The following is a 26650-nucleotide window of genomic DNA, read 5'->3' as shown; positions in this document are numbered from 1 at the left end:
AGGAATACCCTTGGCGGCATCCATAAGTTTGACCGAACGCCTGGTTCTGGGGTTCTTCTCCAAGGACTACGCCCGCGATGCCCTGGAGCGTGCCCGGGGCGGGCCGCGGTGGTTGTGGTGGATCCACCTGCTCGGGGCGCTGGGGTGGATGGTCTGCGTGAGCGGGCGGACGACGTACGTTGAGGCCGGCGGCGCGTTGCTCTGGATTATGACCTTTGTGCGCTTGCCTTGGATCTGGCGGGCGGTCGTGATGGGGCTTGCCCACCCGCTATTCCTGGCATTGGTCGCGTGGACGGCGTGGCGGGCGCTCTCCCTCATCTGGTCGCCCGATCTTGCTGCCGGTGTGGATCGGATCGATAAGCTGCGGTTCATCTGGAACATCCCGTTCCTGCTGCCACTCGCGCCGATGGTCGGGACGCTCGCGGTCGGTGTCGTTGGTGGCTTCTTCGTGTACAACCTGTCACAAGTCAGCCACGGGCTGAGTCGGGCGGGGATGGAGTGGCTGCCGCAGTGGGACCGCATGCCAAACCGCAACGCGGGCTGGAACGAGCCGGTGGCCGGGGGCACGAATCTGTGCGCGGCCCTTGGACTACACCTTGCGGCGATGCTGTATGGTCGGCGCCATTGGGTGGTGATGGGGGCGGTCGGGACGCTCATTACCCTGGCGGCGATCCTGGCGACAGGCACGCGCGGGGCGTGGATCGCGGCGGCGGGGCTGGTGCTGCTGGCGTGCGCCGTAGGCGTGTGGAAAGTGCGATGGACGGCCAGGCGCGCGGTTGTGGCCTCGGTGGTTTCCGTCGTGGTGCTCGGAGCCGGTGCCGCAGCCGGCTGGAAGGTTGCGGCGCCGCGGGCGATGGAAGCCCGCGAGGAGTTGCGGCAGGTGTTCGAGGAGAAGGACTTCTCCTCGTTCACGGGCACGAGGCTCTTGCTCATGTGGTGGGCCGTGCAGGCGTTCGCGGACCATCCTGTTGGTGGCACGGGCGAGGGCGGCTACCAGCCCTGGGTGGAAGCGAACCTTGAGAAGCGCGGGATCGATCCGGCCGATCGGACCCATACCGGGCCGCACCCGCACAACACGCTGCTCCAGCCGCTGGCCAATACCGGCATCATCGGTTTCGGGTTGTACGCGGCGGTGCTGCTGATGCTGGCCCGAATCGCGTGGGTGATGCGGCGGCACCAGCACCCGTATGCCGCCGCCGTGCCGTGGGCGCTCCTGGGGTTGTTTGTGGCGTGCACGTTCGAGGTCATGCACATGAACACGCACGTGCTGGCGATGTGGATGCTGCTGATGGGGCTGGCCGTCGCGGGGTCAGTCGATTACGTCGTCCGGCATGATCGCACGATCGGCGGCGACGGGGAACTCGAGCGGCTTGCCGAGGAGTAGGTCGGCCTGCCAGGGTTCGAGGCCGCCGCCGGGGCGCTTAAAGGCGAGGTCGTCCAGCGTGAGGACGTGCCCGGCGGGCAGATCTCGCGCGGCAACGATGCTGCGGCGGGCGACCTGGCGGACGTCGGCCTCGATGGGCAGCAGGAATTTCGTGGGCGGGCCAAGGCGTTCGTCGTCGGGCTTGGCGTTCCATGAGCCATCGAATGCGGCTCGTGCGAGGCGGACGTACTCGGTGAGCCCATCGGGCTCGATCGAGGCGGCGTGGTCAGGGCCGGGCAACGTGCGGTCGAGGCTGAGGTGCTTTTCGAGAACGCGAGCGCCGAGCGAGACGGCCAGCGCGCCGGTGTCGATGGCCGTGGTGTGGTCGCTGTACCCAACCGGGCCCATGAAGATGTCGGCTATGTCTTGCACGGCGGCGACCGCGGCGTGCTCGGGTGGCGTGGGATAGCTGCTGACGCATTGGAGCAGGGCCGTGCGCTGCCGGACGGGGGCGAGCCAGCCGACGGCGCGCTGGACTTCTTCTCGTGAAGCAGCGCCCGTGCTGATGATGAGCGGCTTGTTCGTAGCGATCAGGGCCTCGAGTAGCGGCATATGGACGAGGTCCGGCGAGGCGGTCTTGTAGGCGTCGAGGGGGAGTCGGTCGGCGATCGGTACGAGTGGCAGATCGAAGACGGTGGCGATGGCGTGCAAGCCAAGGTCATGCGCGAGGTCGATGGCTTGGTTGGCAATCTCGATTGAAAGTTCGAGCCGGCGGAGCATCGCACGTGGGTCGTGTTCGCCGGCGTCTTTCTGGTATTCGGCCAGCGAGGCGGCATCGGAGAGCAGGTCGCCGGCGGTGAAGAGCTGGAGCTTGATGGCGTCCGCTTTGGCAGCCGCAGCGGCGTGTACGAGGGCCATAAGCTGGTCGGGTGAGCCGTCGTGGTTGACGCCCAGTTCGGCGATGACGTAGGGCGGGTGCTCCAGATCGATCGTGCGGTCGCCGATGCGCATCGATCAGGCGTCCTGCTCGTTCATCTCTGCCAGCGCGGCGGCGTGGGCCTTCTGCGTGGTGCGCATGAGCGTGGCAAACGTGCCCTGGCCGGTACGTTCGCGGCGCTGGTAGGTGCCGTCGGGCTGGAGGTCCCACGCGTACGCCTTGTCATCGAGATTGGCTCGCATGGCCTCGTGCAGGCGTTTGCGTGCCGTGGTGTCGTAGATCGGGCTGATCGCTTCGAGGCGGTTGTTGAGGTTGCGGTACATCCAGTCGGCGCTGCCGAAGTACCAGTGGCCCTTGAGCGGGTCGTCGTAGCCGCCAGCAAAGTAGAAGACGCGGGAGTGCTCGAGGAAGCGGCCCACAACCGAGACCACGCGGATGTTCTCGCTCAAGCCCGGCACGCCCGGCCGCAGGCAGCAGAAGCCGCGCACGCACAGGTCGACCTGGACGCCCGCCTGCGATGCCTCGTAGAGCTTCGTGGTGATCTTGCGATCTTCCATCGAGTTGAGCTTCGCGAAGATGCGCGCGGGCTTGCCGGCTTTGGCGTTCTCGATCTCTGCGTCGATGAGTTCCTCGAAGCGCGGCCGCATGGTGGTGGGGGCGATCAGAAGGTGCTCGTAGTCTGCCTTGAGCGAGTAGCCGGTCATGGCGTTGAAGAGTTCGAGGACCTCTCCGGTGATCCGCGGATCGCAGGTGAGCAGCGAGAGATCGGTGTAGAGCTGGGCGGTGTGGGGGTGGTAGTTGCCCGTGCCCACGTGGGCGTACGCGCGGAGGCCGTCCTTCTCGCGCCGCACGACCAGCGAGCACTTGGCGTGGGTCTTGAGCCCGACGATGCCGTAGGCGACATGGACGCCCGCGTGTTCGAGTCGGCGGGCGTAGCTCACGTTGCGATTCTCGTCGAAGCGGGCACGCAACTCGACCATGCAGGCGACCTGCTTGCCGTGCTCGGCGGCGCGGACGAGCGAGCGGACGAAGGGCGAGTCGCGGCTGGTGCGGTAGATGGTCTGCTTGATGGCCAGCACGTCGGGATCGCGCGAGGCGGCGCTCACGAATGCACGCACCGAGTCGTCGAAGCTCTCGTAGGGGTGGTGGGCCAGGATGTCTCGTTCGCGGATGGCCGCGAAGATGTCGCCCCGGCCGCTGCGCACGTCGACGCCCAGCAGGCGCGGGGGCGTGAGCGGCTTCCATCGCTTGTCCTTGAGGTGGGGCAGGTCGAGGGAGGCCAATTCCATCAGGTCGCCATACTCCAGCGGGCCCCGGCGGACGTAGATGTCGCCCTGTTGCAGGCCCAGGCTGGTGGCGAAGAACGACGTGAGTTCCTCGTGGGGTTCTTCGGCCATCTCCATGCGCACGGGCCGGGCGAAGCGGCGGCGGCGCAGCTCTTCCTGCACGCTCTCGAGCAGGTCGCCGGCCTCGTCCTCGACCTCGACGCTGGCCGATCGCGTGATGCGGAAGGCGTTGGTGGCCAGGATGGACACGCCGGGGAAGAGCATGCCCAGGTTGGCGCGCATGACCTGTTCGAGGGGCGTGACGCGGAGGTTGCCCGCGAGCGCCATCGCGGTAGCCGACTCGCCGATCCCCTGCGGGTCGTCGCAGCGGACCAGGCGGGTGACGCCGTCGGGGATCTTGAGGCGGCAGTAGCGGCCGTTCGAGGGGCTTTCCGACTCGGCTGGCCCGCCGTCGCTCGACAGCAGGATGCCCAGGCTCTCCGACAGGTTGCTGATGAAGGGGAAGCGGTGGCCCGGGTCGATCGACAGCGGCGTGAGGATGGGGAACACCTCGTCCTCGAACCACGCGTCGAGCCGGGCACGCTCGGCGTCTTCGAGCTTGTCGTAGTCGACGAGCGCGACGCCGTTGGCTTCGAGGGCGGGGCGGAGCGCGTCCTCCCAGCAGATCGCCTGGCGATCTTGCAAGCCCTCGACCATCTCGCGCACGGCGGCGAGCTGCTGGCGGGGGCTCAGGCCGTCTGGCGAGGGGGCCTCGATGCCCGCGTCGACCTGGCGGCGGATGAGCCCGACGCGCTTCATGAAGAACTCGTCAAGATTGCTCGCGAAGATGCCCAGGAACTTCACACGCTCCAGGAGCGGCGTCGATTCGTCCTCGGCCAGTTCCAGCACGCGCTGGTTGAAGGCCAGCCACGAGAGGTCGCGGTTGATGAAACGATTGGGCCCAGCGATGGATTCGCCCGCTTCCGGCGGGGCGGTCTGTGTCGGTCGATCGTTCATGGCGTCCTTGCCCCGGCCTTGGGATCCGCTGCGGTCGGGGGAATGTACGTCGCCACGCAATCGGGCGCCTCGGTCACGCTCACCCGGGCCACCCGCGCGTCCGTTGGCAGGGTCTCGCCGAGGGCCGAAGCGAGCTCGGTGGCGATGACCATCGCGACGTTCTCGGCGGTGGGCTCGATCTTCCGGCCCCGGAACGCCTCGCTGTGGTTGAGGTTGTCGTGGTTCCAGGGGTCGACGATGAGCCTCAACGCCGCCTCGACGGCGTGGAAGTCGCACAGCAGGCCCTCCCCATCCAGCGTGGGCCCGGCGATGGTCGCCCTGACGAGCCAATCGTGGCCGTGCAGGGGCTCCCGCTCACCCTTGATGAGGATGGCGTGCTGGGCGTTGAAGCGGGTCTGGGCGGTGATCTCGAACATGAATGGGAAGGGTAGTGGGCCCGCCTACGGCCTGGCGGCGACGGGGATGAGGGCCGCCCGCAGGGCCCGGACGAGGGTGTGGTACTGCACGGCCCAGGCCAACACGGCGATGCCAGCGAGCGTCCAGGCGATCGGCTCGAGCAGCCACCACCAGCCTTGGAGAGTGAACCAGCCGAACTGCACGGCCACGATGACGAGCCCGAAGGCCACCCAGCCCGTGGCCGTGAGCCCTCGCGAGCGGTCGGCCAGATCCCCCTCAAGCAACCGCCTGCCCAGCTTGGAGAACTCCGCGGCGATCGGGCCGGAGAGCGCCAGCATCGGCAGGCAAGCCAAGGCTGTCAACAGAATTGGGACTGGCGGCCCCGGCGGAGGCGTGCCCCGAGTGCGGGCGAGGCCGTCCAGCGCGAACCACAGCAGGGCCATGATGGGCCCAAGGTAGCCCAAGCCCCAGGCGTACAGCCGGAGCACGAACCGCTGCATCCATCGCCCGGTGCCATCGCCGATGCGATCGGGGTCGGCAGCGGTCAGCCGCAGCCACCCCTGCCCGCTGGCCAGCAGCGAGAGCGACACCACGAGTGCGACCGGACCGCCCACCGTCATGATGGCCAGGTCTGGGCCGAGCGACTGCACGAGCAGCGCGTACACGGGTAACAGTGCCACCGACACCCACCCCGCCCACACGCCGGTGAGCGCGAACCCCGCCCCGCTGGCCAGCTTCCGCCGGTGCGCCTTCGAGCTGGCAACCAGATGGTCCCCGCTGATCGACCGCCCGATCGGCACCCCGCACTCGGGGCAGGGGCCGTCCTCGGCCAGCCCCACCAAGTCGTAGCCGCAGCCCACGCAGGGGAGGGGGGCCGCGACGGTGGGGGTGGGGGTTGGGGTGGGGGTGCCGGGGGGCATGGGGCAGGGTAGAGGGAACAGGGCACCGGGCATCAGGCACCGGGCATCGGGAAGACGCGTGCCTTCAGGCGTCTTCCCGATGCCGGATGCCTAGTGCCCGATGCCTCCTCTTCCCTACGGGCACCCCGCGTCGAAGGCGTTCTGGAAGGCCAGGAAGTCGAAGATGGTGAAGTCGCCGTCGCCATCGAAGTCGGCGGCGGGGTCCATCGCGTCGAAGAGGTTCTGGAAGGCCAGGAAGTCGAAGATGGTCAACTCGCCGTCGCCGTCGAGGTCGGCGGGGCAGGCTGCGACATCGCGTCCGTAGACGATGTAGCTGGTACCTGACAACACGCTTCCGACCGTTGAAACCTGCGGCCCTCCCACAATGATGTCTTCCTGGCCGTCGCCATTGACGTCGCCGGCCGCCGCAACCGAGGCTCCAACATAGTCTGAACCATCAGTCCTGGAGAACCGAAACCCATTGGTCCCGTCCAGGTTCGTCAAGGAGATCGCCTCGGGGAACGGACCGGCGTCGCTCGTCTTGCGCCCGAAAATGATCGAGCACGATCCGGGCGAGCCAGGAGGAATCGCTCCGACCAGAACATCATCCACGCCATCGCCGTTGATGTCGCCGGCACCGGACACCGAGGTTCCGGAGTAGCGATCGTCCCCGCCAGCATCGAGACGGAACCCCGTCAGTCCATCCAAGTCGCTGAGCTGCTCGATGGCCGCGAACGGACCCGTAACCGCGGTATCCCTGCCAAAAACAACGAAGCTGGAACCGAACGACCGTCCATCGCGCTGGACGCCCGTGGCCCCGATGATGACGTCGTCGACGCCGTCGCCGTTGACGTCACCGGCATCCGCAACGGAGGTCCCGCTCAGATCGGCGTGATCCACGCCCTCGAAACGCACGCCATTGGCTCCATCGAGGTCGGCCAAGTTGAGGATGGCCGGAAAAGCGCCCGCAGCCGCGGTGTCCCGCCCGAACACGACGTAGCTCGCTCCGAAGTTGAACCCGTACCGCGTCGAGTGACCGGCGAAGATGGCTCCGATGATGACGTCGCCGATTCCATCACCGTTGAAGTCGCCCGCCGACGAAACGGAGTGGCCACTCCGCTCGGACTGCTCGACCCCGACGATGCCGAAGCCATCGGCGCCATCCAACTCGTCGAGCATCACCACGGCCGGGAACGAGCCGGAGACAGACGTATCGCGGCCAAGGACGACGTAAGAAATGCCGGTGTAATCGACGCCGCCGGGTGAGAGGTAGGCACGCGGAGCCCCAACGATCACGTCGTCGAACCCATCGCCGTTGATATCTCCGGCGCCGGCGACCGAAGCACCAGCAAAGTTAAAGCCATCGGCGCCCTGCAGGCGGAAGCCGACGTCGACGCCCAGCCCAGCCAGGTCGATGGACTCTGGGAACGTGGCGCCGGACAGCGAGTCCCGCCCGAAGATGACGTAGGCCGCGCCGGTGTGGGTGCTGGGTCGACCATACTTGGGGGCTCCAACGATGAGATCGGAGATACCATCGCCATTGAGGTCGCCGGCCGCCGCGACCGAGCTGCCGAGTTCGCCCTCGCTGTCCGCGCCAAGGATGCGGAATCCGTCGCTGCCATCGAGGTCGGCAAGCCGCACGCCGGCCGGAAACGGATTCCCCGCCGAGGCTTGCCTGCCAAAGATGACATAGGCATTGCCATCATCGCCAGCCGGGAACCGGCTGGCGCGCAGAGCACCGATGACGAAGTCGTCGATTCCGTCGCCGTTCAGGTCTCCGGCGGCGGCAACGGAAGATCCACTCAGATCGCCGGTGCTCACCCCTTCGACCCGAAAGCCGATCTGGCCGTCCAGGTCAAGGTGTGTCAGTACCGCCGGGAATGGTTCTAGAAGCGGGTCGCCCTGGGCCAGGGCGTGGGGCGTGGTTCCGGCGATGGCCAAACCGCAAGCGGCGATCGGCGCAACGGGGCGAGGTGTTGTGGGCATGGGATTGTCCTCCGATCCATAGCATACCAGGATCGGCCGCCCGACACAACCCCAATGTGCATTGCCGGGCATGCTCCGCCGCCCGGCCATCGCGATCGGGTGCTCGACCGCCGCGCACGGGTGACCGGGCCTTCCAACCGGCCGGTCAAACACGACCGCCGCCCGCCCGGTCACCACATCCGACGCGCCGGTGATGACCGCCGGCCGCTCGGTCGTGACCTCCGCCGTGCTTTTGGTGACCACCGGCGTCGGTTCTGGGACGGTTTGGCGCCGTTCTGGGACGAAGACGCGCCGTTCTGGGACCGGCAGTGTGGTTTTTCGCGTTCGTGATGGATCCGGCGCTCGATCCGGCTGGACGAACCGGCGATGCAAGAACCGGACGCGTCCGACCGTCGGCCGCGTGCACGGATGCATCGCAACCTATGGGGTTTGTCATGAATGCACGAATCGCAGTCGTTCTTTCTCCGTCCGCACCCAGCACGCCCATCTTCAGTGGGCCGTGCGCACTCGAAGGGGGTGCGTCATGAGCGTCATCCCAGACGGCCGCAGCGAGGCCATCGACTTCTTCACCAACCGCCTGGCGGCCTGGACCGCCGACCCCGCGTCGATCGGCCTCACGTTGGAGCTCGTCAACGAGCTGGCCGCCGCCACGAGCGCTGCCTCGACGGCGCGCCAGGACGCCCAGCAGGCCGCCGACGCCAAGCTGGCGGCCAGCCAGACCTTCCGCACGCAGACCGACGCCATGCGCACGATTGGTGTCGGCCTGGTGCAGAAGATCCGCGGCTACGCCAAGGCAACGGGCGACGAGTCGGTCTACGCCACCGCGCTGCTGCCCGACCCGGCCACGCCCGAGCCCACGCCGGCCCCGGGCACGCCCTACGAGTTCGCCATCGACCTGCGCCAGGACGGCTCGGTCGAGCTGGCCTTTAAGTGCGACAACCCCGGGGCCCAGGGCGGCTCGGCGGGGGGCGTGACCTACGACGTGTGGCGCCAGGACGAGGCCGAGGGCGGCTTCGTGTACCTGCTGAACACCGGCGAGCGCCGCTTCACCGACGCCAGCGTGCCCGCGGGCACGGCCGTGGCGACGTACCGCGTGGTCGCGCGGCGGTCGACTTTGGCCGGCGACCCGGCCCTGTTCGCCGTCCGCTTCGGTGTGGGCGGCAACGGGATGGCGATGGCCGAGGCGGCGTAGGCGCTGGCTCGATTCGGTATCTTGTGTGTGTTTGTGAAGGGGTTCGGCGGAGGCCGGGCCCCTTTGTTGTTTGGGGGTGCTGTTGGAGGGGTCTTGGGTGTTTGGGTTGTGGTGTTGGGTGGTTCTTGCACGCCCGACGCTCTGGCGGAGCCGAAGACCGCTGCGCCAGAGCTGCGCGAAGTTGGTTGTTCTTGGGCGCTCGCGTTGCTCGCTTGCGGCCGCATGAGCGGCCGGGCCCTTGCGGGCCGCGCCGGGGCATGCGCCCTGCGCCGAAGACGGCTGGTGCGGATGCCCCGGCGTTGTTGTGTCGCCTCGGCGGCGGGCCCAGGCGCCGGGGACATGCGCGGAAGACCGCGGATGCCCCGTCGCCGAGTGCCTTGTGTGGCCGCACGCGTTGGGCTCCTGACGCCGAAGCATCCGCCGAGCGAGTCTTCGAGCGAAAGCGCATGCGAGAGGCGCGGCCGCTGAGCGGCCCGGCCGATAGGCCGCAAGCGACCGAAGGGAGCGCTCAAGAACAACCAAACGGAGCGCAGCGCAGGCGCGGCCGTCCTCGGCCCCGCCGAGCGGCGAAGTGCCAAGAACGCCCGTTCAGCACAACACGGACACTCCGATGCGCCCGAACCCCCGGGCGCTGGTCCGCGTGCTCACGCACGCGGCTCGGAAGGAGGGATCACACCCGGATCGTCGTCCACGTCCCCTGCCCGAACCGCACGGCGAAGACCACGCCGCGGACGACCAGCTCGCCGCACATGCCGATCCACAGGCGGGTGAGGCTGGGCTCCCAGCCGAAGAGCTCGCCCATGGGGTTGGGCAGCTCGCCGCCGCCGAGGAAGTCGGGCAAGGGGATGCGCACGCCGCTGGCGAGGTATGCGGCGGGCAGGCGGACGCCGTAGGTCGTGATCCAGGTGAGGGCCATGACCACCCGCACGTCGCCCACGCCGCGCAACGCCTGGCGGAAGACGATGGCCATCGCGAAGGGGATCTGCACGACGCCGCAGATCATGAGCAGCTGCGGCACGATCTCGCGGTGCTCGGGCACGGGGGTCAGGGCGTTGGTGATCTGCGTGGGGAAGACGAACAGGAGGACACCGAGCGAGCCCATGAGGGCCGTGGCGAAGGCGGCGCAGATGAGCACGCCGCGGATGGCGTGGCGTGGGGCGCCGGCACCAAGGTACTGCCCCGCCAGCGTGGCGGCGGCGATGCCCATCGCGAAGCCCGGCAGGAAGCTGAGGGCCTCGATGCGGATGGCCCACATGTGCGAGCCGAGCAGGCCCGCCGACTGGCCGGGTGTTGTCTCGGCCAGGGCCTGCATCGCGTCCTTCGCGGCCAGGTGGGCGACGAAGAAGACGATGGCGAAGTTACCCACCCACATGCCCAGGGTCTCGAAGTAGTTGGGCAGGCCCAGGCGGACCAGGCGGCGGATGGTGTGCCAGTGGGGCTTGAGGCGGCGCAGGCGGAGCTTGACGCCCGACCGGCCGACCAGGCAGTAGAAGAGGATCATGGCCGCGCCGATGGCGTCGCCCGCGACCGTGCCGATGGCGATGCCGACGATGCCCATGTCGAAGGCGAAGGGGTTGGCCAGGAAGGGCAGGTCGACGCCGCTGAGGGCGAAGCTGACGGCGATGTTCACCACGTTGCGCGCGATCATGGCCCAGAGCGGGCGGACCGAGTCTCCCGCGCCGCGCAGGCACGCGATGCCGCCGAAGAGGACGCCGGCCACGGGCGTGGCGCTGGCGATGATGAGCATGTAGCTGCGGAAGGCGGTGGTGCCCGCATCGCTCAGGCCCATGAAACCGGGGATCCAGATGGTGCTGATGGCGACGAGCCCGCCGACGAGCGTTGCCAGCACAACCCCCAGCAGCAGGCACTGGCCCATCGCTGCCCCGGCCACGCCCATGCGGCCCTTGCCCACCGAGCGGCTGATGAGGCTGGTGGCCCCCATGCCCAGGGCCATGAAGGTGAGCCCGATGAACCACATGATGTAGCTGGCGGCGCTGATGGCGTCGACCGCGTCGACGGCGGACACGCCCAGCGGGCCCAAACCGTCGTCCGCCCCCGCGCCGATCTGGCTGGCCAGGACGGTGTCGGTCAGGCCCACGAAGGCGTTCAGGGCGCTCTCGACCAGGATGGGCCAGCTCAGCACCCAGATGGCCATGGCCATCGAGAGGCCCTTGAGGCGGCCCGAGCGGAGCCGGCCGCGGTCGTCCAGGCCCTGCGCGGGCCCCGGAGGCCCGCGCAGGATCTCCACCACGCCCATGGCGTTACGCCAGTCGAGGGCGCAGGCGATCCGAGCAAGAGTTTGGGAGCGATTGGTGGGCATGGGCGAACCGGCGACGGGGAACAGCGAAAGGGAACCCAGACGATAGGTTGCCTCGGAGGCCCGGCTGGCCCGTTGTGTGGGTGCGTCCGGGTATCTGGGGCGGGCACTGGGGAGTGCGATGAAACATCACACGGCGATGGCGTGGCTCCTGCTCGCGAGCGTGGGCCTGGGAAGCTGGGCAGGCCAGGCTCTGGCGACTGGAATCGATCAGGCGCCCCTTGAGCCACGCCAGCCGTTCGCCAAGGCCGACCTGCCCGCCCGGCCGGCCCACGAGCATCGGCTGACGGTCAAGTTCCACGACCGCGTGCGGGCCCGCGTGGGGGCCGATGAGCGGCTCGTCAGCGAGAACGGCGTCGATCTGACGGAACTCCAAGCCGAACTTGCTGGCGCTGCCCCCGGCGACGCGGCGGTCGGGTTCCGGCCCTTGATCGACATGCCCCGTGCCGACTTGGAGCAGATGCTGCAAGAGGCCGCCGGCCGGAGCGGCCGCGCCCAGCCAGACTTAGGCGGCATGATGGCCGTCGTGGTCGACGATGGGGCGATGGAGGCTGTCGCCCGTGTGCTCCACGCCAGCGACCTGGTCGAGGTGGTGTACTACGAGGCGTTGAGGCCGGCGTTGCCGGGCTGGTGGCAAGGCGGGCCGGACGGGTGCGTCGACATCGCGCCCATCACCGCCGAGTTCTTCGCACGCCAGGGCTACCACAATGCGAGCGTTGGTATCGGCATGGCCGCCGCGTGGGACCACCCCGGCGGTCGGGGCCAGGGCGTGAACGTGGCCGACTGCGAGTACTGGTTCGACGGCGACCACGAGGACATCTGCGGGGTGATCCCCGAGCCCGGGCAGACGCCCGCCCAGTGGATTATCGATGAACGCTGGTTCGAGCACGGCACGGCGGTGCTGGGCGAGATGATCGGCGGCGACAACGGGTACGGGGTGACCGGGCTCGTGCCCGACGCGCAGGCGTACTTCTTCCCCGAGTGGACCATCGAGGCCGGCGGCGGCCGCCGTGTCGCGGCGATCTCGCGGGCCGTTGGCACGATGGGCGAGGGCGACGTGATCCTGCTCGAGATGCAGGACTTCGGGCCCGGCGGCGACTACGCACCGGCCGAGATCAACCCGCTGGTGTGGCAGATCACCAGGGTGGGAACCGACCGCGGTGTCACGATCGTGGCCGCGGCCGGCAACGGCGACCAAGACCTGGATTCGGGTCCTTACGCCGAGTATCGCTCCCGGGGTGACAGCGGGGCCATCATCGTCGGTGCTGGGAGTTCATCGGGCAGCCGGAGCCGGCTTGGATTCAGTACGTATGGCAGCCGGGTGAACGTCCAGGCCTGGGGCCAGAATGTGTTTACGGCTGGTTACGGCGATTTCATCCGGGTGGGTGGGGACGAACTCCAGTCGTACACCCAATTCTTCAGCGGCACCAGTTCGGCATCGCCCATTGTGGCGTCGGCGGCGGTGAGCTTGCAGGGCATCCACCGGGCGGCCACCGGCCAGGCAATGGCTCCGGACGACCTGCGGCAGCTCCTGATCGACTCTGGGAGGCCCCAGGGCGGCGGTCAGCACATCGGTCCGTTGCCCGACATGGCGGCGGCCGTGGATGCCCTCCTCGGCGGCCTGTGCCCGGCGGACATCGATGGGGATGGCTCCCTGACGCTGTTCGACTTCCTGGCCTTCCAGACCGCATTTGACGCTGGAGAGCCCGTGGCCGACTTCGATGGGGACGGCTCTCTGACCATCTTCGACTTCCTGGCCTTCCAGACGGCATTCGATGCTGGGTGCGGCTGAGAGGGGTCTGGGCAAGATCTTGGTAATTATTTTTCGCCGATAGGCCCGAAATTGGCTTCCATCGGGCACGAGAATCTGGTATATCTATACCCATGAAGAGGTCGCACGCTGCCCCCAGGGGTGGGGCCGGTGTTGGCCGCTGTTTGGGATATTCGAGGCCGCCATCTGATCGGCTTGGGATATCTACTACCGAGGCTGTTTGCAGACAAGCCAAAGGAGAGGTGATATGAATCGCATCGCTTCGACCGTTTCCGTTGTTTCGGTACTCGCCGCGTGCGGCATGGCGTTCGGTCAGGCCAACGAGGGCGACTCGAACTCCACCACAATTTCCCAGCCGTCCACGCCAATCGGCGGGGTGGATGCCTTGGGCGACAGCATCGGATGTGCTGTGGACATCAACACGCTCACGGGTGATCCGGCTAACCTGGGCATCGAGTTCGCGTGGGGCTACTACTTTGTCAGCCGCCGTGCGGATGGCGTCACCGGTGGGCAGTTCATCTCGCAGTTTGACGAGGACTGGAACCTTGTCGAAGATTACGTCCAAGCGACCCTTGCGGTTCCGTGGGGTGGTCGCGATGGCGCGTCCATCGAGAGCGAGAACGCGTTGTTCTTCGGTGCGGACAACGGTGAACTGATCGAGTATCGTTGGGATCCGACCACCGAGCGGCTCGACCTGACCCAGACGACGATCATGAACGGCGCGATCAATACTGTTCGCGCGCTCGCTTGGGATCCGAACAACGAGGTGTTCTACACCAAGAGCTTTGGTGGCACGATCGAGATCATGGATCGCAATGGCAACACGCTGGACATTGTGGCTGCGGATAGCATCTCGGCGTATGGCGCGGCCTATGACCAGGTGAACCAGACGGTGTGGTTCCATGCCTATCGCACCGGCACCACCGGTTCATCGGACGCCCCCAAGACCCGCCTGGTCGAATGGGATCCGGCCACTCGTGACGTGACGGGTCGTGAGTTCGACACCGACGCCGTGGGCGGCGATCCCCTCATTGGCTACATCCCAGGCGGCGCGGACATCGAGTCGGACGGTACCAACGTGACCGCGATCGTGCTGGCGCAGGGAGACCCCTATGATTTCGTCCAGCGGTATGCCATCATCGGCGACGGCTCGCCTTGCGGCAGTGATTGCCGCGCCGACATCGACGGTGACGGCGCTCTGACGATCTTCGACTTCCTGGCCTTCCAGAACGCGTTTGATGCCGGCGACTTGCTTGCCGACTTCGACGGCGACGGCGCTCTGACGATCTTCGACTTCCTGGCCTTCCAGAACGAGTTCGACGCCGGTTGCCCGTAATCTGACAGTTTCGACTTGAATCCAATAACATCTGAAGCCCCCGAATCTCTTGCAGATTCGGGGGCTTCTGCTATCAGATAATAGTTTTATCTCTCAGCTTCCTGCTTGCAGGCTCGGTACGGCACCGATTCATGCAACCCATGGCTGCTTGTCGGCTAAGAACTGTATCGTCCGCGATGCCCCTGCCTCGGCATCGCACCGGGGAGTGACGTGGGAGGCTTATCTCGTATCCCATGAGGGAGGATTTTTAGATGAAGAAGCAGATTGCTAACGTTGCCGCGCTGTCCACCATCCTGGCAGCTGGCGTGGCCAGTGCCGACCCCGTGCGCCTGTCGCACAGCACCGAAGAGTTCCTCGTCACCACGGGTACCATCGCGTGCGCCTCGACCGGTGCGCCACAAACCACGGCTGAGAATGGTTTTTGGCGTTCGTTTACTCTGGCGGACTTCGGCGTGACCGAAGCTGTCACCATCTCGGACGTTGAAGTGGGTATCGAGAACCTCTTGCTGCCGACGTCGATCGAAACCGACATCACGGTCAACCTTTATCAGGCTCCGGCGGGTTCGGCTCCGGCTTTCGGTCTCGATCTCGTCGGTTCGGCCACTCTGACTTCGGGCGATCGGGCTCTTGAAGTGGTGACCATCGACGTCGACGGTACCGTTGACGCTGGCACCGCCCTGATCGTCGAAGTGTTCGCCCCTGATTTTACGATCGACGGCCTGACCGGCGATGTGTTCTTCCCGGGCTCCAACGCGTTCGGCCAGACCGGCCCGAGCTACATCGATGCCCCGACTTGTGGCGCTGTGGATCCGACCGATTACAACGACATCGGCTTCCCGGATGTCCACCTGATCATCATCGCCAACGGCGAGACCGGTGCGGTGGGCTGCCGTGCCGACATCGATGGCGATGGCACGCTGACGATCTTCGACTTCCTGGCATTCCAAAACGCGTTCGACGCCGGCGACCTCGCTGTTGCCGACTTTGACGATGATGGCGTGCTCACGATCTTCGATTTCCTCGAGTTCCAGAACCAGTTCGACGCTGGTTGCCCGTAATTTACTCGGGCCGATACTGGCCTGATTCAGATTCGTAGAACAAAGCCGTGGTCAGCCTCAAACCTCCCCGAGGTTGATCATCGAACGGGCCCATCACGATGGGCCCGTTCGGCTTTGTTGTTTCATGCCCCTCGACCGAGCCGGGAGATCAAGACCGCGAGCAGCTTGCATCGCTCGACGAGGCTCGAGAGTTCGATCCACTCTGTTGGCGTGTGCAAGCCGCCCCCGCGCACGCCCAGCGTGTCGATCGTGGGCAGCCCCGCGTCTTGCAGGATGTTGCCGTCGCACACGCCGCCGGTGCTTGCGAAGGGGAGCTGCTGCCCCAGAACTTCGGCGACCGCACGTGCGCTGAGCGCGAGACTCTCGGTCGCCGGCGTGAGCGGCTTGGCCGGACGATTGAATGACCTTCGAATAATCACCGCGGCCTTTGTCCCCTCGCAGGCTTGGTTTTTCGTCCCCAGGGCATCGAGGGCCTTGCCCATCTCTTCGGCGATGCCATTGTCCCTGTACCGAGCATTCCCCCACGCGGCGGCATGATCGGGTACGGCGTTGGTGGCGGTTCCACCCTGCAGCGGCCCGATGCTCATGATGTATGAGCCCTCTTTGGTGGGGTCGGCCATCTCCCCGATCGCGGCGATAGCGCGCGCAAGCGCGGTCACCGCGCTCACGCCACCGCGGAAGTCTCTCCCGACGTGCGAAGATCGGCCCAGAGACTCGATCATAAACTGCCCGCTTCCCATGCGTTCGACGGCGAGTTCACCACCGGGCAACGCGGGTTCGAGCGCAAGGCCGAAGTCGTGCAGCGTTGCCTGATCTCGCAGCGCGGCCTCGCTGTGGTAGCTTCCGGTCTCCTCGTCCGCGTTGAGCATGAACGTCCAACTCGCCGGCGCGCCCGCTTCTTCAAGGCATTCGAGTGCGCACGCCGCTATCACGAGCCCGCCCTTCATGTCGACGCAGCCAGGGCCGAGGGCTGTCTTGTTATCCTCGGAGATCGTCAATTCGCGGAACGGACTATCGATGGGATGCACGGTATCGAGGTGGCCGGCGATGAGCACCTTCTGCATGCCAGGACGCAGGCGTTCGAGTACGGCGGTGGGTGGAATGCCGTCCGCCGCTCCACCCTTGAGCCAGGCCGGCCTGGGCTGGCCCTCAACGATGGAGTCGTTCGCCCCCAGCTTCTTCATGCGTTCGGTGAAGATGGCGCGCGTGGCCTTGATTCCCTCTCCACCGCCCGGACCGGTAGGTGTCTCCACGTGGCGTTTGAGGTCTTCGAGCAAGAGGCTCGCGCGAGACTCGATGAGATCGCAGGTGCGGCGTTCTTCGTTGGTCAATTCGATCGTCAAGCCATGATCCTCTCGCGCGCTACGCTCCAATGCCCATCGAACACAAACTCCGCCGGTCCCGCCTGCCGGACGATGCCGTCGCCGCCGAGCGAAGATGGAGCCCAGGATACCAACAGATCGCCCCCGGGGAGCATCAGGGTTGCTTCAGGCTCGAGTCGCCCGGCGAGAACCGCGGCAACCAGCACCGCGCACGCGCCGGTGCCACACGCACGTGTCGGGCCCGCGCCGCGTTCCCAGGTATGAACAGTTGCGTGCGATGGCGTGTCGACACGGACAAGGTGGGCGTTCACTCGATTCGCGAACGCGGGATGCCGTTCGATCAAGGGCCCGAGCGTCGATGCTTCCATGGCCAGGTGCTCGCCCAACCACGGGTTGTCCGATGCGAACGCGACCGCGTGTGGGTTGCCCATCGAGACGGCGCTGAATCTGAGGTGATGCCCGGCAATCTCGATGCACATCGGATCGCCAGACACCAGCGCACGTGGGTTGATGTCGCAGTCATCGAGTGCCAATCCGGGCGCGCCCATGGAAACCCGTACGATGCCGCCTTCAAGTGGCTTGCACTCCAGCACACGGGTGCCGGACTCGATATGGAGTATCGAGGCTGATACCCCCAAGCGATCTCGGACAAACCGGGCTACACACCGTGTTCCGTTGCCGCACGCGTCTGCTTCGCTGCCATCGGCGTTGAAGGTGCGCATGAGGGCGTGGTTCGTCGTGTCGCGTGGCCGGCAGATCAGGATGACACCGTCACTGCCGATTCCGGTGTGCCGATCGCTCATGCGGGCGCTCAGCTCTTGCCAGTCCAAGCTCTCGAGGTTGGGCTCGGTCATGGCGTCGATGTAGACATAATCGTTGCCGAGCCCGTGCATCTTGGTGAATCGCATATCGCCCTCCCGGGCAAACGAGCTATCTACCACTGGAGCCAGCCAAGGCTGAGGCCAACGAGCAGGAATCCGCCCATGCCCGCGATCCCGAGAACCGTAGCCCATCGCAGAACCCGGATTCTTCGGTCGATTGGGAGCGAGGCAACGGGCAGCCCGGGCAGCTTGGCGAGTGCACGCTGACGCTGCGCGACCGAGCCGTGGCGGAAGCCCCATCGCTTAGGGTCGACGCCATTGAGCGCGCACACGCGGTCGAGTGCGGCGGCCATCGAGGCGGGGCCACCCGGATGGACGTGGGTGGTGCTCTCGTATTGGGTCGTCGCGATCTCTTGCCCGATCGCGACCGCCGCCCGCGCATCGGCGTGGCGTTCGATCGTGCGGCTGATGGCCCCGAAACCCAAGATCGCCACGGCCAGGACTGCCAGAAGCGACACGACCTCGGCAATACCGGGAAGCACTCCAACACGCATGATTCCGGCCGTGACTGCCGGTTGGCCGAAACTCAGGGCGGTAACCATCGCGAGCATCGAGAGCACGATCCACAGGACGTGGTGCTGGCGGACGTGGGCGAGCTCGTGGGCGACCACGGCGTCGAGTTCGTGCCTGGGCATGCCGCGAAGCAGTGGTTCGGTGACGAGCATGTAGCGAGCCCAGGGCAGAAGCCCAAGGATGGCGGCGTTCGCCGAGGGGTTAGTCCACAGGCGAACACCACGGATACGCGCCCCCATGTGTTGGCAGAGATCATCGATGCGTTCGCGGAATTCGCCCGAGTCCAGCGACTTCGTGCCCAGCACGCGCACGACGATGGCCGGGGCGATCGTGATGATGGCCACCGTGCCGCCGATGTCGATGGTTCGCGTGAGCCATTCGGGAAGGCCGGTCAATGTCTCGGTTGTCTCATGCCAGCAGACGAGCAGCAGGATCGGCGCGAGCGGCATCGCCAGCATGGCGCGGGCGTGGCCGACCGTGGCTTCGAACCGAGTTGGCGGCCGCTCCATGGCGACACCCTCGTCGAGCTGGCGCACCATCATGGCCTGACGCATGCGATCGTGCAACGGGTGCTCGGCCCAGGCGATGGCGAGCAAGGCCAGCAGCGGTGGCGTGGCCGCGAGAGCTTCGTCCAACCCGATCCAGGACCCGATGAGCGCCTCAACCGCGCCCACGCCATCCGATGTGATGCACCACGTCGCGAACGGGAGGACGGCGAGCCAGCGGAGCTTCTGGGCGAGGCCCAGCCCCCGGTTGAGCATCCGCCACGAGCCCCGGTGGGCCGCGGCGCGAGCGCACGCTGGCAGCGCGATCGTTGCGACCACGGCAATGAGCACGGTCCATCCGCTGGCGATCAGGAACTGTCCGGGCGTGCCGATGAACGCATCGCCGCGGGCCTTGGCCAGGTCTCGGCCAACCAGCAAGCCAACCAGGATGATAAGGACATGGATGCTGGGCACGTTCGCTCAGGGGCTGGTGTCGGTCAGTTGTCCATGAAGGCCGGCACGCGCGGGAGAGCGCCCAAGTCGACCGCTGCTGGCGCGTCGATGAATGCGTCAACGTTGAGCTCGTCTTCGTTGATCGAGGTGATCACGACGCCCATGCGGCCTTGCGTACTTGCCTGGACGAAGTCTTCGACGCTCGGGCCTGCGAACCTGCTGTTGCGTTCGCGCATGACGTGGAAATGGTACATCGCCAGGGCGCGGACGCTCTGCTCGACCATGTCCGAGGAGGCCACAAACGTGTCGTCGCCCTGGCGGTGCTGGGGACGCGGCGGGTAGAGCTGCGCGATGAAGCGGCCCGAGCTATCGACGAACAGCAGGCCGCCGTACTCGGTGGTCTCGTCCTCGCGGTCCATCTCGACCTGCTCGAAGATGCGCTTCATGACTTCGGGATCGTGCAGCGCCACATCGACGGCGAGCATGCCCATGAGGTCGCCCCAACTGAGGCGGCCCGAGGCCTCCTCAAGGAGTTGTGGCACGCCCTTGAGCTCGCTGCGGTCTGCCCGGCGGGGCGTCGTCTCGCGATCGCCAATGCGTGCCCGCAGGCGTCCTTCGAGTTGGGCCCGATCGTCGCGCATCCAGGCTTCGCGGTAGATCGAAGCCCAACGTACAGCTTCCAGGTTGCGGAGCTTGAGGCCGTGGGCCTGCCCATCGGACAATCCGGCGACGGCCGCGGCCGCCTGGTTCCACCACTGGCTGCCGCGATCCTCCGAGAGGGCGACCAGCCAGCGGAGTTCCTCGCCGTTGCGGGGGACGACGCCCAGCTCGCTCAGGCCGCGACGGATCGTGGTCAGCGTGCGCGCCCCCATCTGGTCGGTGGGCAGGTCGTCGCGTCGCAGGACTTCCCGGCGGGCCTCGCCGCTGGGGTCGAGCCTGGCCAACAGATCCCACGCGGCTTCCCGCGCTCGGGCGTCGAGGTCGATGGTGCCCAGCGTGCCCTGCTGGGGGTTCAGGAACACCCGGGTGGCGATGAGTTCCATGGATTGGTTGGGGTTCAGCGCTTCCAGGATGACCCTCTCAACGCGATCCTGGTCGCCGATCGCGGCGTCCTCGATGGCGTAGGAGCGAACGAAGGCGGGGGACAGATCGCTCCAGCCGCGGCTGACGGCCTGGCGGCCCATGCGACGGATGACCTCGTAGTCGCGCTCGGTGGGTACGCGGGCCCGGATGAAGCTCTGTGAGTCACGCAGGCCAGACCAGGAATCGTCGCTCATCAGCAGGTCGATGGCCGCGTGGCGGAGTTCCTGGGGGGTTAGGTCCGACCAGAGCATGGACTTCAGGGGCGGCCTGAGCTGGGAGCGATCGGCGCTGTTCGCTTCCCACGCGGCCCGCATGGCGGCGATGCGATCGGGCGTGCGGAGTTCGGGGTTCTGGAAGTCGGTCAGCGGGTCGCCGCTGGGCTTGTGGCCGCCGCCGGCGCAGCCCTGGATGGCCAGGGCCATCAGGGCGGCGAAAGCGAGCAGAAAGACGGTACGGTTCGCTGCGGGTCCATGCATAGGGCAATACTATCGGTAGACGAACCCAGATGTTCGCACATCGATCGCACGCCAGATGCCCCCCGAGGATCCCACCGTGGCCAAGGAACACAGCCTGCCCCAAGCCGACGAGACGGCCGCACGCGGCCCCCAGGGCGTCGCTGCGACCACCGGATCGGCGGAAGAGCGGCTCCAGCCAGCGGTGCGGGTCCAGGAGGTGATCGAGCAGCTCCGGCCCAGCATCCAGGCCGATGGTGGCGACGTGGAATTCCTGGAGTTTACCGAGCAGGGAGTCGTCCGCATCCGGCTCCACGGGGCCTGCGTGGGCTGCCCCAGCAGCAGCCTGACGCTGCAGGTCGGGCTCGAGCGGAACCTGCGGGAGCACGTGCCCGAGTTCACGTCTGTCGAGGCCGTCGAATAAGCCTCCAGCGGCCGGTCGCCAAGATGAAATCGGCTCCGCCGAAGATTCCCTATTTTGACTTGATCGCTGGTTGGACTCCGGCCAAGTGCCTTGGGGCCATAGATTTGCGCGTTATCGGTGGCCGTTTGGCTCCCGAGACTCAAATTTAGCGCCGGTTCGGGCCCCTGTCGGTTACACTCCTCGTGGTGGGCCCGTAGGGACATGAGAGTCGGTGAGAATCCGAGAAGAGAGGGGCGGCCCATGGTGGGGCCGCGAAGAGCGGGCACTCGGCGCCCGCGCGACACATGGTGGTGGCACATGCTGGTGATTACGAGGCGTGAGGGCGAAGAAGTAGTGGTCGGCGACCCCAAGAACCCCATCGGGGTGGTGCGGATCGCGTCGATCAAGGGCGATCGCATCCGGCTGGCGTTCGATTTTCCGAGGACGATCGACGTGCACCGTCGGGAGGTCGCCGAGCAGATCGCGGCCGAGGGTGAGACGCCCAATGGCAACGGCCAGGCCGAGAAGCCCGTGCCCGAGGTCGAGGTACGCGTGAAGGACGCGGCGGCGCCGGCGTAAGAGAAATAACGAAATAAGCAAATGGGCAGATGCGCAAATCCGGATTTGCGCATCTTCCCATTTGCTTATTTGCTTATTTGCTTATTTGCTTATTTGCCGATTTCATACTCTACGGGCACCCGGCGTCGAACGCGTTCTGAAACGTCAGGAAATCGAAGATCGTAAAGTCGCCGTCGCCGTCTAAGTCGGCGGCGGGGTCCATCAGGTCGAACAGGTTGCCGAACGCCAGGAAGTCGAAGATGGTCAGCGCGCCGTCGCCGTCCAGGTCGGCCGGGCAGCCGTAGGGCCCGCACCGGTTGAGCAGCACGCCCACGTTGGCATCCCCGGGAAGATCCCCTCTGTTTGCCGTGGCGAGATCGGGGTCTCCGTCGCCATCCAGATCGCCGATCGCCACAGACGTGGGGCGGGAGCCCGAAACGTAAAGCACCTCGGGTGCGAAGGTGCCATCGCTGTTGTTGATCAGCACGCTCAGGTTGCTGGCTTGGCCGTCTGCTACCGCGAGGTCGGCGTCGCCATCGCCGTCCAGGTCACCAATGACCACCGAGCTGCCGAACGCGCCCGCGACATAGCCCACCTGGGATGCGAAGGTGCCATCGCCATTGTTGAGCAGCACGCTCACGCCGCCCAGTGCCGTGGTCCCGGTGGTGCTCACGGCAAGGTCGGGGGCACCATCCCCGTCGAGGTCTCCGATCGCCACGGACTGGCCCCCGAACGGAAGGTCATAGAGGACATCGGAAGCGAAGGTGCCATCGCCATTGTTCATCAGCACGCTGGCGTCTTGGCTGAAGGTGTTCGCCACGGCGAGGTCCGCGTCGCCGTCGCCGTCCAGATCGCCGATTGCTACGGACCTTGGCCCATTGCCCGCGCCATAGGACACCTGGGGCCCAAACGTCCCATCGCCGTTGTTGAGCAGTACGCTGACATCACGGTCGAACCCGTTCGTTACAGCCAGATCGGCGTCGCCGTCGCCGTCCAAGTCGCCGATGGCCGCCGAACGCGGGCCGATACCCCCCGCGTAGCGCACCTGCGGCGCGAACGTGCCGTCGCCGCGGTTGAGCAGCACGCTGATGTCATTGCCATTCGTATTTGCAACAACAAGGTCAGCGTCTCCATCGCCGTCCACGTCGCCGATCGCGACCGCCCTGGGGTAGTCGCCAGCGGCATAAAGCACGTCGGAGGCGAAGGTGCCGTCGCCGTTGTTCAGCAGCACGCTGGCGTCGCCGCTCACCGCGTTCGCCACGGCCAGGTCCGCGTCGCCGTCGCCGTCCAGGTCGCCGATTGCGACGGCGTCGGCACGGTCGCCTACGCCGTAGGCCACCTGGGGCGCGAAGATCTCGGCGGGGTCGCAGTCCTGGGCCAGCACGGCCGGGGCCATCAGGGCGGCAGCGGCCGGCACGGCCACGAGGTCACGGATTCGGGGCATGGATGTTCTCCTCTGGGCCCAAGCATACCGAAATCCGGCCGCGCGTGCAAGAGCACAACGGCGGCATCGGTCGGCTGCCATCGGGCTATCGGGCGTGCGGGCCACGCGGGGCCGGTGGGGCGGGCGGGGTGGGCGGCTGGTGGCGCGGCGGCCGGGGCCGCGTGCCCGATGGTCGCACGCCGACGGCGGGCACTCGATGATCGATCGCGGGCACCCGACCGACCAGGATCGGCGTTCGAGCCCCGGGAGCGGCCGATCGATCGTGCGGTGCCGCGCCTCGATCCAGAGCGGCCCGCGTTCGATGTTCGGCGACGCGCACTCGACCATCAAGGACCGGCAGTCGATGATCAACGATCGATCATCGCGCTTCTCGGGCGTCGGCGTGCAACGCGATGGGGGAGCGTTGGGGGGGCGTCGAGCGTCCGTGCGGCCGCGCGACCGGTACGACCGGCACAACCGGACCGGTTTTCTGCGATTTCGAGCCTTGCGACCGTTGCGGCCCGCGCGATCGGGCGATCCAGGGGCATCGGCCCGGGCACGGTGCTCGGGCCGGACACGAAGACCCGCGGCGAGCGCCGCAAACCCAGACGCAGGCGGCGAGCGCCGCTGCATAGAAAGGAACCGATCATGGGTACCAACATGCCCCAGAACCGGCGCGAAGCGCTGCTCTGGGTCGAGAGCCACGCCGCCGCCTGGAACGACAACGCCGCGGCGATCGGGCTAGATCCGCAAACCGTCGCGACCGTGATCTCCGCCGCGGCTTCCGCCCGCCAGGATCTGACCACCTCGCTGGCCGTCCGCGACGCCAGCAAGGGGGCTACCCAGACCTGGTACGGCACCGCCGACGGCATGAAGGACCTGGCCAGCGACGCCGTGCTGGCCATCAAGGCCTTCGCCGAGGCCAGCGAGAACCCCCAGGCGGTCTACGACCTGGCCGACATCAGCGGGGCCAGCGCGCCCAGCCCGGCCGAGCCGCCCGCCGAGCCCACCGGCCTGAGCGCCACGCTCAACAACAACGGCCAGGTCGAGCTCAGCTGGAAGGGCAAGGGCCCCGCGGGCACCTTCTACTTGGTGACCCGCCAGCTCGCTGGGGAAACCTCCTTCGCGTTCCTCGGCGACACCACCAGCAAGGCCTTCACCGACACCACCGTGCCCGCGGGCACGGCGAGCGCGAGCTACCAGGTCACCGCGCGGCACACGGTCAACACCGTGCCGGGCGAGCCGATCCTGGTGCGCTTCGGTGTGGGCGGCCAGGGGCTGGCCAGCGTCGCGGCGTAGGCCCGGCCAATTCGATATGTTGATCTTGGTATGCGAGCGAGGGGGCGCGGCGGAGGCCGGGGCCCCTCGCTCTTTGTTTTGTGCTGTTGGGGCGGGCTTGGACGTTCGACGCTCAGGCGGAGCCGAAGACGGCTGCGCCTGAGCTGCGCGAACTTGGTTTGTTTTGAGCGCTCGCGTTGCTCGCTTGCGGCCGCATGAGCGGCCGGGCGGCCGGGGGCCGCCGCGCCGGGGCATGCGCCGAAGACGGCGGATGCCCCGGCGCGAAGTGCCTTGTGTGAACCTGCGCAGCGGGCTCTTGCGACGGAGCATCCGCCGAACGAGTCTTCGAGCGAGAGCGCATGCGGAGGCGCGGCCGCTTCTGCGGCCCGGCCGTCAGGCCGTCAAGGGAGCGAAGCGACCGCTCAAAAGCAACCCCGTTGGGCGAGCGAAGGCGCGGCGGTCTTCCGCCCCGCCGCAGCGGCGAACCGCCAGAAACGCGCGATCGACGCCCTACTCCGGCGACCCGCTCGAATAGTCGTACACCCACTGGCTCATGGCCCGCTCGTAGTCGAGGACCTCGCCGTCGTTGAAGAACAGGCCCAGTTCGCGCTGGGCGGCCTCGGGGCTGTCGCTGCCGTGGATGAGGTTGAAGCTGTTCGAGACGCCGAAGTCGCCCCGGATCGTCCCGGCGTCGGCCTTGGAGCCGAACGTCGCGCCCATCATCGAGCGGCTGATGGCGATGGCGCCGATGCCGCGGATGGCCATGACCAGCACCGGGGCGCCGGTCATGAAGCGGACGAGGCCGTCGTAGAACGGCTTGCCGGCGTGGTCCTTGTAGTGCTCGGCGGCCAGCTGCGGGCTGATCTTCATGAGCTTGCAGCCGACGACCTGGAGGCCCTTGTCCTCGAAGCGGCTGATGATGCGGCCCATGAGGCCCCGCTGGACGGCGTCGGGCTTGAGGATGATGAGGGTGGTTTCCATCTTGGGAAGGCTCCTTGGGGGCTTGTGGGGTTGGGCCGCAAGGGTAGGGGGGAGCAGGCCCAATGGGCAGACGGCAGGCAAGCAAATGGAGGGCGCGTCAGTGAGTAGAACAGGCCGCCAGGGGCCTTGCGGGGCCCCGGGCGGCGGATGATGGGAACAGGGTTCGTGTGTGTGGGGGGGAAGGGGCCTACTTGGCCGCCTTGCCCAGGAAGCCGGCGACGGTGGCCAGGCGGGCGGCGGTTGCGGCCCCCTTGATGATGGCTCCCGGGCCGACGACTAGGGCGACCACGCCGATGCCGGTGGCCAGGGCGGCGGGGTGGTCCTTGGCGAAGCGGATCGCGCTCGAGGCGAGATCGCCGGCGAGCGAGCCCGAGTCGCCCCCCGACGCGCTGCCGCTGCGGCTGGCGGCGGCAACCCGGAGGTTGAGCTTGGCTTCCTCGATCGTTTGCGGCCGGGGTCGATTGCCGAGCCGGGCCTGCGCGTCATCGTGCTTGGCGGGCGGGAGCGCGGCGGGATGGCGGCGGTGGCGGGTATGGGGGTGGCGGGGTGCTGGCGTGCTCATGGCGCGCTCCCTCCGGCGGCCCGCATGCGTTGCCGGCCATGGGCGGCGAGCCCGACCCCCAGCAGCGTCGCCGCCGCGCCCATGATCGCCAGCGACCCCGCCACGCCGACCGATTGTGCCAGAATCCACGCCAGGCCGACCAGCAAGGCCGTGACGCCGACCACCGAGATGGTCGCCGAGCCGACCACGACAACGCCCCAGAATGTGAGGTCGGCCCCGGTGCGGCGGAGTTGCCGGCCCTCGGCCTCCATGAGGTCGACGGCGGCGATAAAGGTGTCGGCGGCTTTCTCGAGCATCGATCGTTCCCCCCTTGGAAACTCTGTGCGTGGTGGTGGCCAGTACACTTGGATCGCCCCCCGCTGGCAGGGGGCGAACAAGAGAGACGAGCCGCTCGTTAGCGTCGCACACCGCGGGCGATGAGCGCACCAGCCACGGCGGCTCCAGCGAGCCACAGGAGTGGACGCTGGCTGACCTCGCTGGCCAAACGATCGTGAGCCTCGGTGGCTTGATCCCGGGCGGCGCTCCCGAGCTCTTGGGCCTTGTCGGTGGCTGTCTGAGCCATGCTGGATGCGCCATCGGCACCGCGATGGGCGATGTCGGTAATGAGCGAGGCAACGTCGGTCTTGAGCGAAGCAAGATCTTCGCGGATGGCCTCAACGTCGGCCGCGGGACTGTCGGTGGTTTTACTGGTCGCCATTGGATATCTCCTGCTTCGGTGA

The 26650-nt window shown here is 67.2% G+C and carries 24 protein-coding genes; 9 read left to right on the top strand and 15 right to left on the bottom strand.

Features of this window, described 5'->3' with window-relative positions:
• Positions 1-10 precede the first annotated feature (10 nt).
• Positions 11-1384: an O-antigen ligase family protein gene (locus NCW75_06460; GenBank protein ID UYV13926.1), complete on the top strand. Its 1374-nt coding sequence runs from the start codon at positions 11-13 to the stop codon at positions 1382-1384.
• Here NCW75_06460 and NCW75_06455 read toward each other — a convergent pair.
• The 5 genes from NCW75_06455 to NCW75_06435 form a co-directional block, all read right to left on the bottom strand.
• A complete protein-coding gene (locus NCW75_06455) occupies positions 1310-2374 on the bottom strand; it encodes an N-acetylneuraminate synthase family protein (GenBank protein UYV13925.1) in 1065 nt (354 codons plus the stop codon). The two genes, NCW75_06460 and NCW75_06455, sit on opposite strands and share 75 nt — an antisense overlap.
• A 3-nt stretch (positions 2375-2377) precedes the next feature.
• The gene (gene ppk1 / locus NCW75_06450) at positions 2378-4582 is read right to left on the bottom strand and encodes a polyphosphate kinase 1 (protein UYV13924.1); all 2205 of its coding nucleotides are present in this window, start codon (positions 4580-4582) and stop codon (positions 2378-2380) included.
• Complete coding sequence (locus tag NCW75_06445) at positions 4579-4998, bottom strand: 6-pyruvoyl tetrahydropterin synthase family protein (GenBank protein ID UYV13923.1); 420 nt, start codon at positions 4996-4998, stop codon at positions 4579-4581. Before NCW75_06445 ends, ppk1 begins: the two co-directional genes overlap by 4 nt.
• 24 nt (positions 4999-5022) lie before the next feature.
• Positions 5023-5898, bottom strand: a complete 876-nt coding sequence (locus NCW75_06440) for a hypothetical protein (GenBank protein UYV13922.1) — start codon at positions 5896-5898, stop codon at positions 5023-5025.
• Between the two features lie 114 nt (positions 5899-6012).
• Entirely contained in the window at positions 6013-7863 is a 1851-nt protein-coding gene (locus tag NCW75_06435; GenBank protein UYV13921.1) for an integrin alpha, read from the bottom strand.
• A 523-nt stretch (positions 7864-8386) separates the two neighbouring features.
• Between NCW75_06435 and NCW75_06430 the strand changes: the two genes are divergently transcribed.
• The gene (locus NCW75_06430; protein ID UYV13920.1) at positions 8387-9055 is read left to right on the top strand and encodes a hypothetical protein; all 669 of its coding nucleotides are present in this window, start codon (positions 8387-8389) and stop codon (positions 9053-9055) included.
• A gap of 670 nt (positions 9056-9725) precedes the next feature.
• On the opposite strand, the gene NCW75_06425 is transcribed toward NCW75_06430, so the two are convergent.
• Complete coding sequence (locus tag NCW75_06425) at positions 9726-11375, bottom strand: MATE family efflux transporter (GenBank protein ID UYV13919.1); 1650 nt, start codon at positions 11373-11375, stop codon at positions 9726-9728.
• A 118-nt stretch (positions 11376-11493) separates the two neighbouring features.
• Between NCW75_06425 and NCW75_06420 the strand changes: the two genes are divergently transcribed.
• From NCW75_06420 to NCW75_06410, 3 genes are all read left to right on the top strand, one after another.
• On the top strand, positions 11494-13164 hold the full coding sequence (locus NCW75_06420; GenBank protein UYV13918.1) for a S8 family serine peptidase: 1671 nt from the start codon (positions 11494-11496) through the stop codon (positions 13162-13164).
• 226 nt (positions 13165-13390) lie between these two features.
• On the top strand, positions 13391-14479 hold the full coding sequence (locus NCW75_06415) for a hypothetical protein (GenBank protein ID UYV13917.1): 1089 nt from the start codon (positions 13391-13393) through the stop codon (positions 14477-14479).
• A 251-nt stretch (positions 14480-14730) separates the two neighbouring features.
• On the top strand, positions 14731-15537 hold the full coding sequence (locus NCW75_06410; protein ID UYV13916.1) for a hypothetical protein: 807 nt from the start codon (positions 14731-14733) through the stop codon (positions 15535-15537).
• 122 nt (positions 15538-15659) lie between these two features.
• Here NCW75_06410 and NCW75_06405 read toward each other — a convergent pair whose 3' ends face one another.
• From NCW75_06405 to NCW75_06390, 4 genes are read right to left on the bottom strand one after another with little or no spacing between them, the layout of a single operon-like run.
• Complete coding sequence (locus NCW75_06405; GenBank protein ID UYV13915.1) at positions 15660-16880, bottom strand: M20/M25/M40 family metallo-hydrolase; 1221 nt, start codon at positions 16878-16880, stop codon at positions 15660-15662.
• Positions 16877-17767 (bottom strand): diaminopimelate epimerase, encoded by an 891-nt coding sequence (dapF, locus tag NCW75_06400; protein UYV13914.1) that lies wholly within the window; start codon positions 17765-17767, stop codon positions 16877-16879. Before dapF ends, NCW75_06405 begins: the two co-directional genes overlap by 4 nt.
• Before the next feature lie 26 nt (positions 17768-17793).
• Positions 17794-19212 (bottom strand): M48 family metalloprotease, encoded by a 1419-nt coding sequence (locus tag NCW75_06395; GenBank protein UYV13913.1) that lies wholly within the window; start codon positions 19210-19212, stop codon positions 17794-17796.
• Positions 19213-19235: 23 nt separating this feature from the next.
• On the bottom strand, positions 19236-20750 hold the full coding sequence (locus tag NCW75_06390) for a hypothetical protein (protein UYV13912.1): 1515 nt from the start codon (positions 20748-20750) through the stop codon (positions 19236-19238).
• A 181-nt stretch (positions 20751-20931) separates the two neighbouring features.
• On the opposite strand from NCW75_06390, the gene NCW75_06385 reads away from it, so the two are divergent.
• Together NCW75_06385 and NCW75_06380 are read left to right on the top strand one after the other, a co-directional pair.
• Positions 20932-21150, top strand: a complete 219-nt coding sequence (locus NCW75_06385; GenBank protein UYV14229.1) for a NifU family protein — start codon at positions 20932-20934, stop codon at positions 21148-21150.
• A 297-nt stretch (positions 21151-21447) separates the two neighbouring features.
• Positions 21448-21708: a carbon storage regulator gene (locus NCW75_06380; GenBank protein ID UYV13911.1), complete on the top strand. Its 261-nt coding sequence runs from the start codon at positions 21448-21450 to the stop codon at positions 21706-21708.
• Between the two features lie 109 nt (positions 21709-21817).
• Here the strand turns inward: NCW75_06380 and NCW75_06375 are convergent, their stop codons facing one another.
• Positions 21818-23131, bottom strand: a complete 1314-nt coding sequence (locus tag NCW75_06375) for a VCBS repeat-containing protein (protein UYV13910.1) — start codon at positions 23129-23131, stop codon at positions 21818-21820.
• A gap of 44 nt (positions 23132-23175) precedes the next feature.
• Between NCW75_06375 and NCW75_06370 the strand changes: the two genes are divergently transcribed.
• A complete protein-coding gene (locus tag NCW75_06370) occupies positions 23176-23331 on the top strand; it encodes a hypothetical protein (GenBank protein ID UYV13909.1) in 156 nt (51 codons plus the stop codon).
• 427 nt (positions 23332-23758) lie between these two features.
• Positions 23759-24409 carry a hypothetical protein gene (locus NCW75_06365; protein UYV13908.1) on the top strand — a complete coding sequence of 217 codons (651 nt, stop codon included), beginning with the start codon at positions 23759-23761 and terminating at the stop codon, positions 24407-24409.
• A 489-nt stretch (positions 24410-24898) separates the two neighbouring features.
• Here the strand turns inward: NCW75_06365 and ndk are convergent, their stop codons facing one another.
• The 4 genes from ndk to NCW75_06345 all read right to left on the bottom strand — a co-directional run bounded on the left by ndk (position 24899) and on the right by NCW75_06345 (position 26628).
• Positions 24899-25369: a nucleoside-diphosphate kinase gene (ndk, locus tag NCW75_06360; GenBank protein ID UYV13907.1), complete on the bottom strand. Its 471-nt coding sequence runs from the start codon at positions 25367-25369 to the stop codon at positions 24899-24901.
• Between the two features lie 187 nt (positions 25370-25556).
• Positions 25557-25931 (bottom strand): hypothetical protein, encoded by a 375-nt coding sequence (locus NCW75_06355; GenBank protein ID UYV13906.1) that lies wholly within the window; start codon positions 25929-25931, stop codon positions 25557-25559.
• The gene (locus NCW75_06350; GenBank protein ID UYV13905.1) at positions 25928-26227 is read right to left on the bottom strand and encodes a hypothetical protein; all 300 of its coding nucleotides are present in this window, start codon (positions 26225-26227) and stop codon (positions 25928-25930) included. Before NCW75_06350 ends, NCW75_06355 begins: the two co-directional genes overlap by 4 nt.
• A gap of 98 nt (positions 26228-26325) precedes the next feature.
• Positions 26326-26628, bottom strand: a complete 303-nt coding sequence (locus NCW75_06345; GenBank protein UYV13904.1) for a hypothetical protein — start codon at positions 26626-26628, stop codon at positions 26326-26328.
• Positions 26629-26650: the final 22 nt, after the last annotated feature.

Origin of the sequence: Phycisphaera sp. (genome assembly GCA_025916675.1) — a bacterium.
GTDB lineage: Bacteria > Planctomycetota > Phycisphaerae > Phycisphaerales > UBA1924 > JAHCJI01.
Note: the sequence above shows the minus strand (reverse complement) of the source record. Positions and strands in the feature narration are given on the sequence as shown.

Coding starts and splice junctions, on each gene's coding strand:
- NCW75_06445 (UYV13923.1), bottom strand. CDS start 4,998: ATGTTCGAGATCACCGCCCAGACCCGCTTCAACGCCCAGCACGCCATC.
- NCW75_06415 (UYV13917.1), top strand. CDS start 13,391: ATGAATCGCATCGCTTCGACCGTTTCCGTTGTTTCGGTACTCGCCGCG.
- NCW75_06430 (UYV13920.1), top strand. CDS start 8,387: ATGAGCGTCATCCCAGACGGCCGCAGCGAGGCCATCGACTTCTTCACC.
- NCW75_06435 (UYV13921.1), bottom strand. CDS start 7,863: ATGCCCACAACACCTCGCCCCGTTGCGCCGATCGCCGCTTGCGGTTTG.
- NCW75_06410 (UYV13916.1), top strand. CDS start 14,731: ATGAAGAAGCAGATTGCTAACGTTGCCGCGCTGTCCACCATCCTGGCA.
- NCW75_06425 (UYV13919.1), bottom strand. CDS start 11,375: ATGCCCACCAATCGCTCCCAAACTCTTGCTCGGATCGCCTGCGCCCTC.
- NCW75_06390 (UYV13912.1), bottom strand. CDS start 20,750: ATGCATGGACCCGCAGCGAACCGTACCGTCTTTCTGCTCGCTTTCGCC.
- NCW75_06345 (UYV13904.1), bottom strand. CDS start 26,628: ATGGCGACCAGTAAAACCACCGACAGTCCCGCGGCCGACGTTGAGGCC.
- ppk1 (UYV13924.1), bottom strand. CDS start 4,582: ATGAACGATCGACCGACACAGACCGCCCCGCCGGAAGCGGGCGAATCC.
- NCW75_06365 (UYV13908.1), top strand. CDS start 23,759: ATGGGTACCAACATGCCCCAGAACCGGCGCGAAGCGCTGCTCTGGGTC.
- NCW75_06420 (UYV13918.1), top strand. CDS start 11,494: ATGAAACATCACACGGCGATGGCGTGGCTCCTGCTCGCGAGCGTGGGC.
- NCW75_06380 (UYV13911.1), top strand. CDS start 21,448: ATGCTGGTGATTACGAGGCGTGAGGGCGAAGAAGTAGTGGTCGGCGAC.
- dapF (UYV13914.1), bottom strand. CDS start 17,767: ATGCGATTCACCAAGATGCACGGGCTCGGCAACGATTATGTCTACATC.
- NCW75_06350 (UYV13905.1), bottom strand. CDS start 26,227: ATGCTCGAGAAAGCCGCCGACACCTTTATCGCCGCCGTCGACCTCATG.
- NCW75_06455 (UYV13925.1), bottom strand. CDS start 2,374: ATGCGCATCGGCGACCGCACGATCGATCTGGAGCACCCGCCCTACGTC.
- NCW75_06355 (UYV13906.1), bottom strand. CDS start 25,931: ATGAGCACGCCAGCACCCCGCCACCCCCATACCCGCCACCGCCGCCAT.
- ndk (UYV13907.1), bottom strand. CDS start 25,369: ATGGAAACCACCCTCATCATCCTCAAGCCCGACGCCGTCCAGCGGGGC.
- NCW75_06375 (UYV13910.1), bottom strand. CDS start 23,131: ATGCCCCGAATCCGTGACCTCGTGGCCGTGCCGGCCGCTGCCGCCCTG.
- NCW75_06440 (UYV13922.1), bottom strand. CDS start 5,898: ATGCCCCCCGGCACCCCCACCCCAACCCCCACCCCCACCGTCGCGGCC.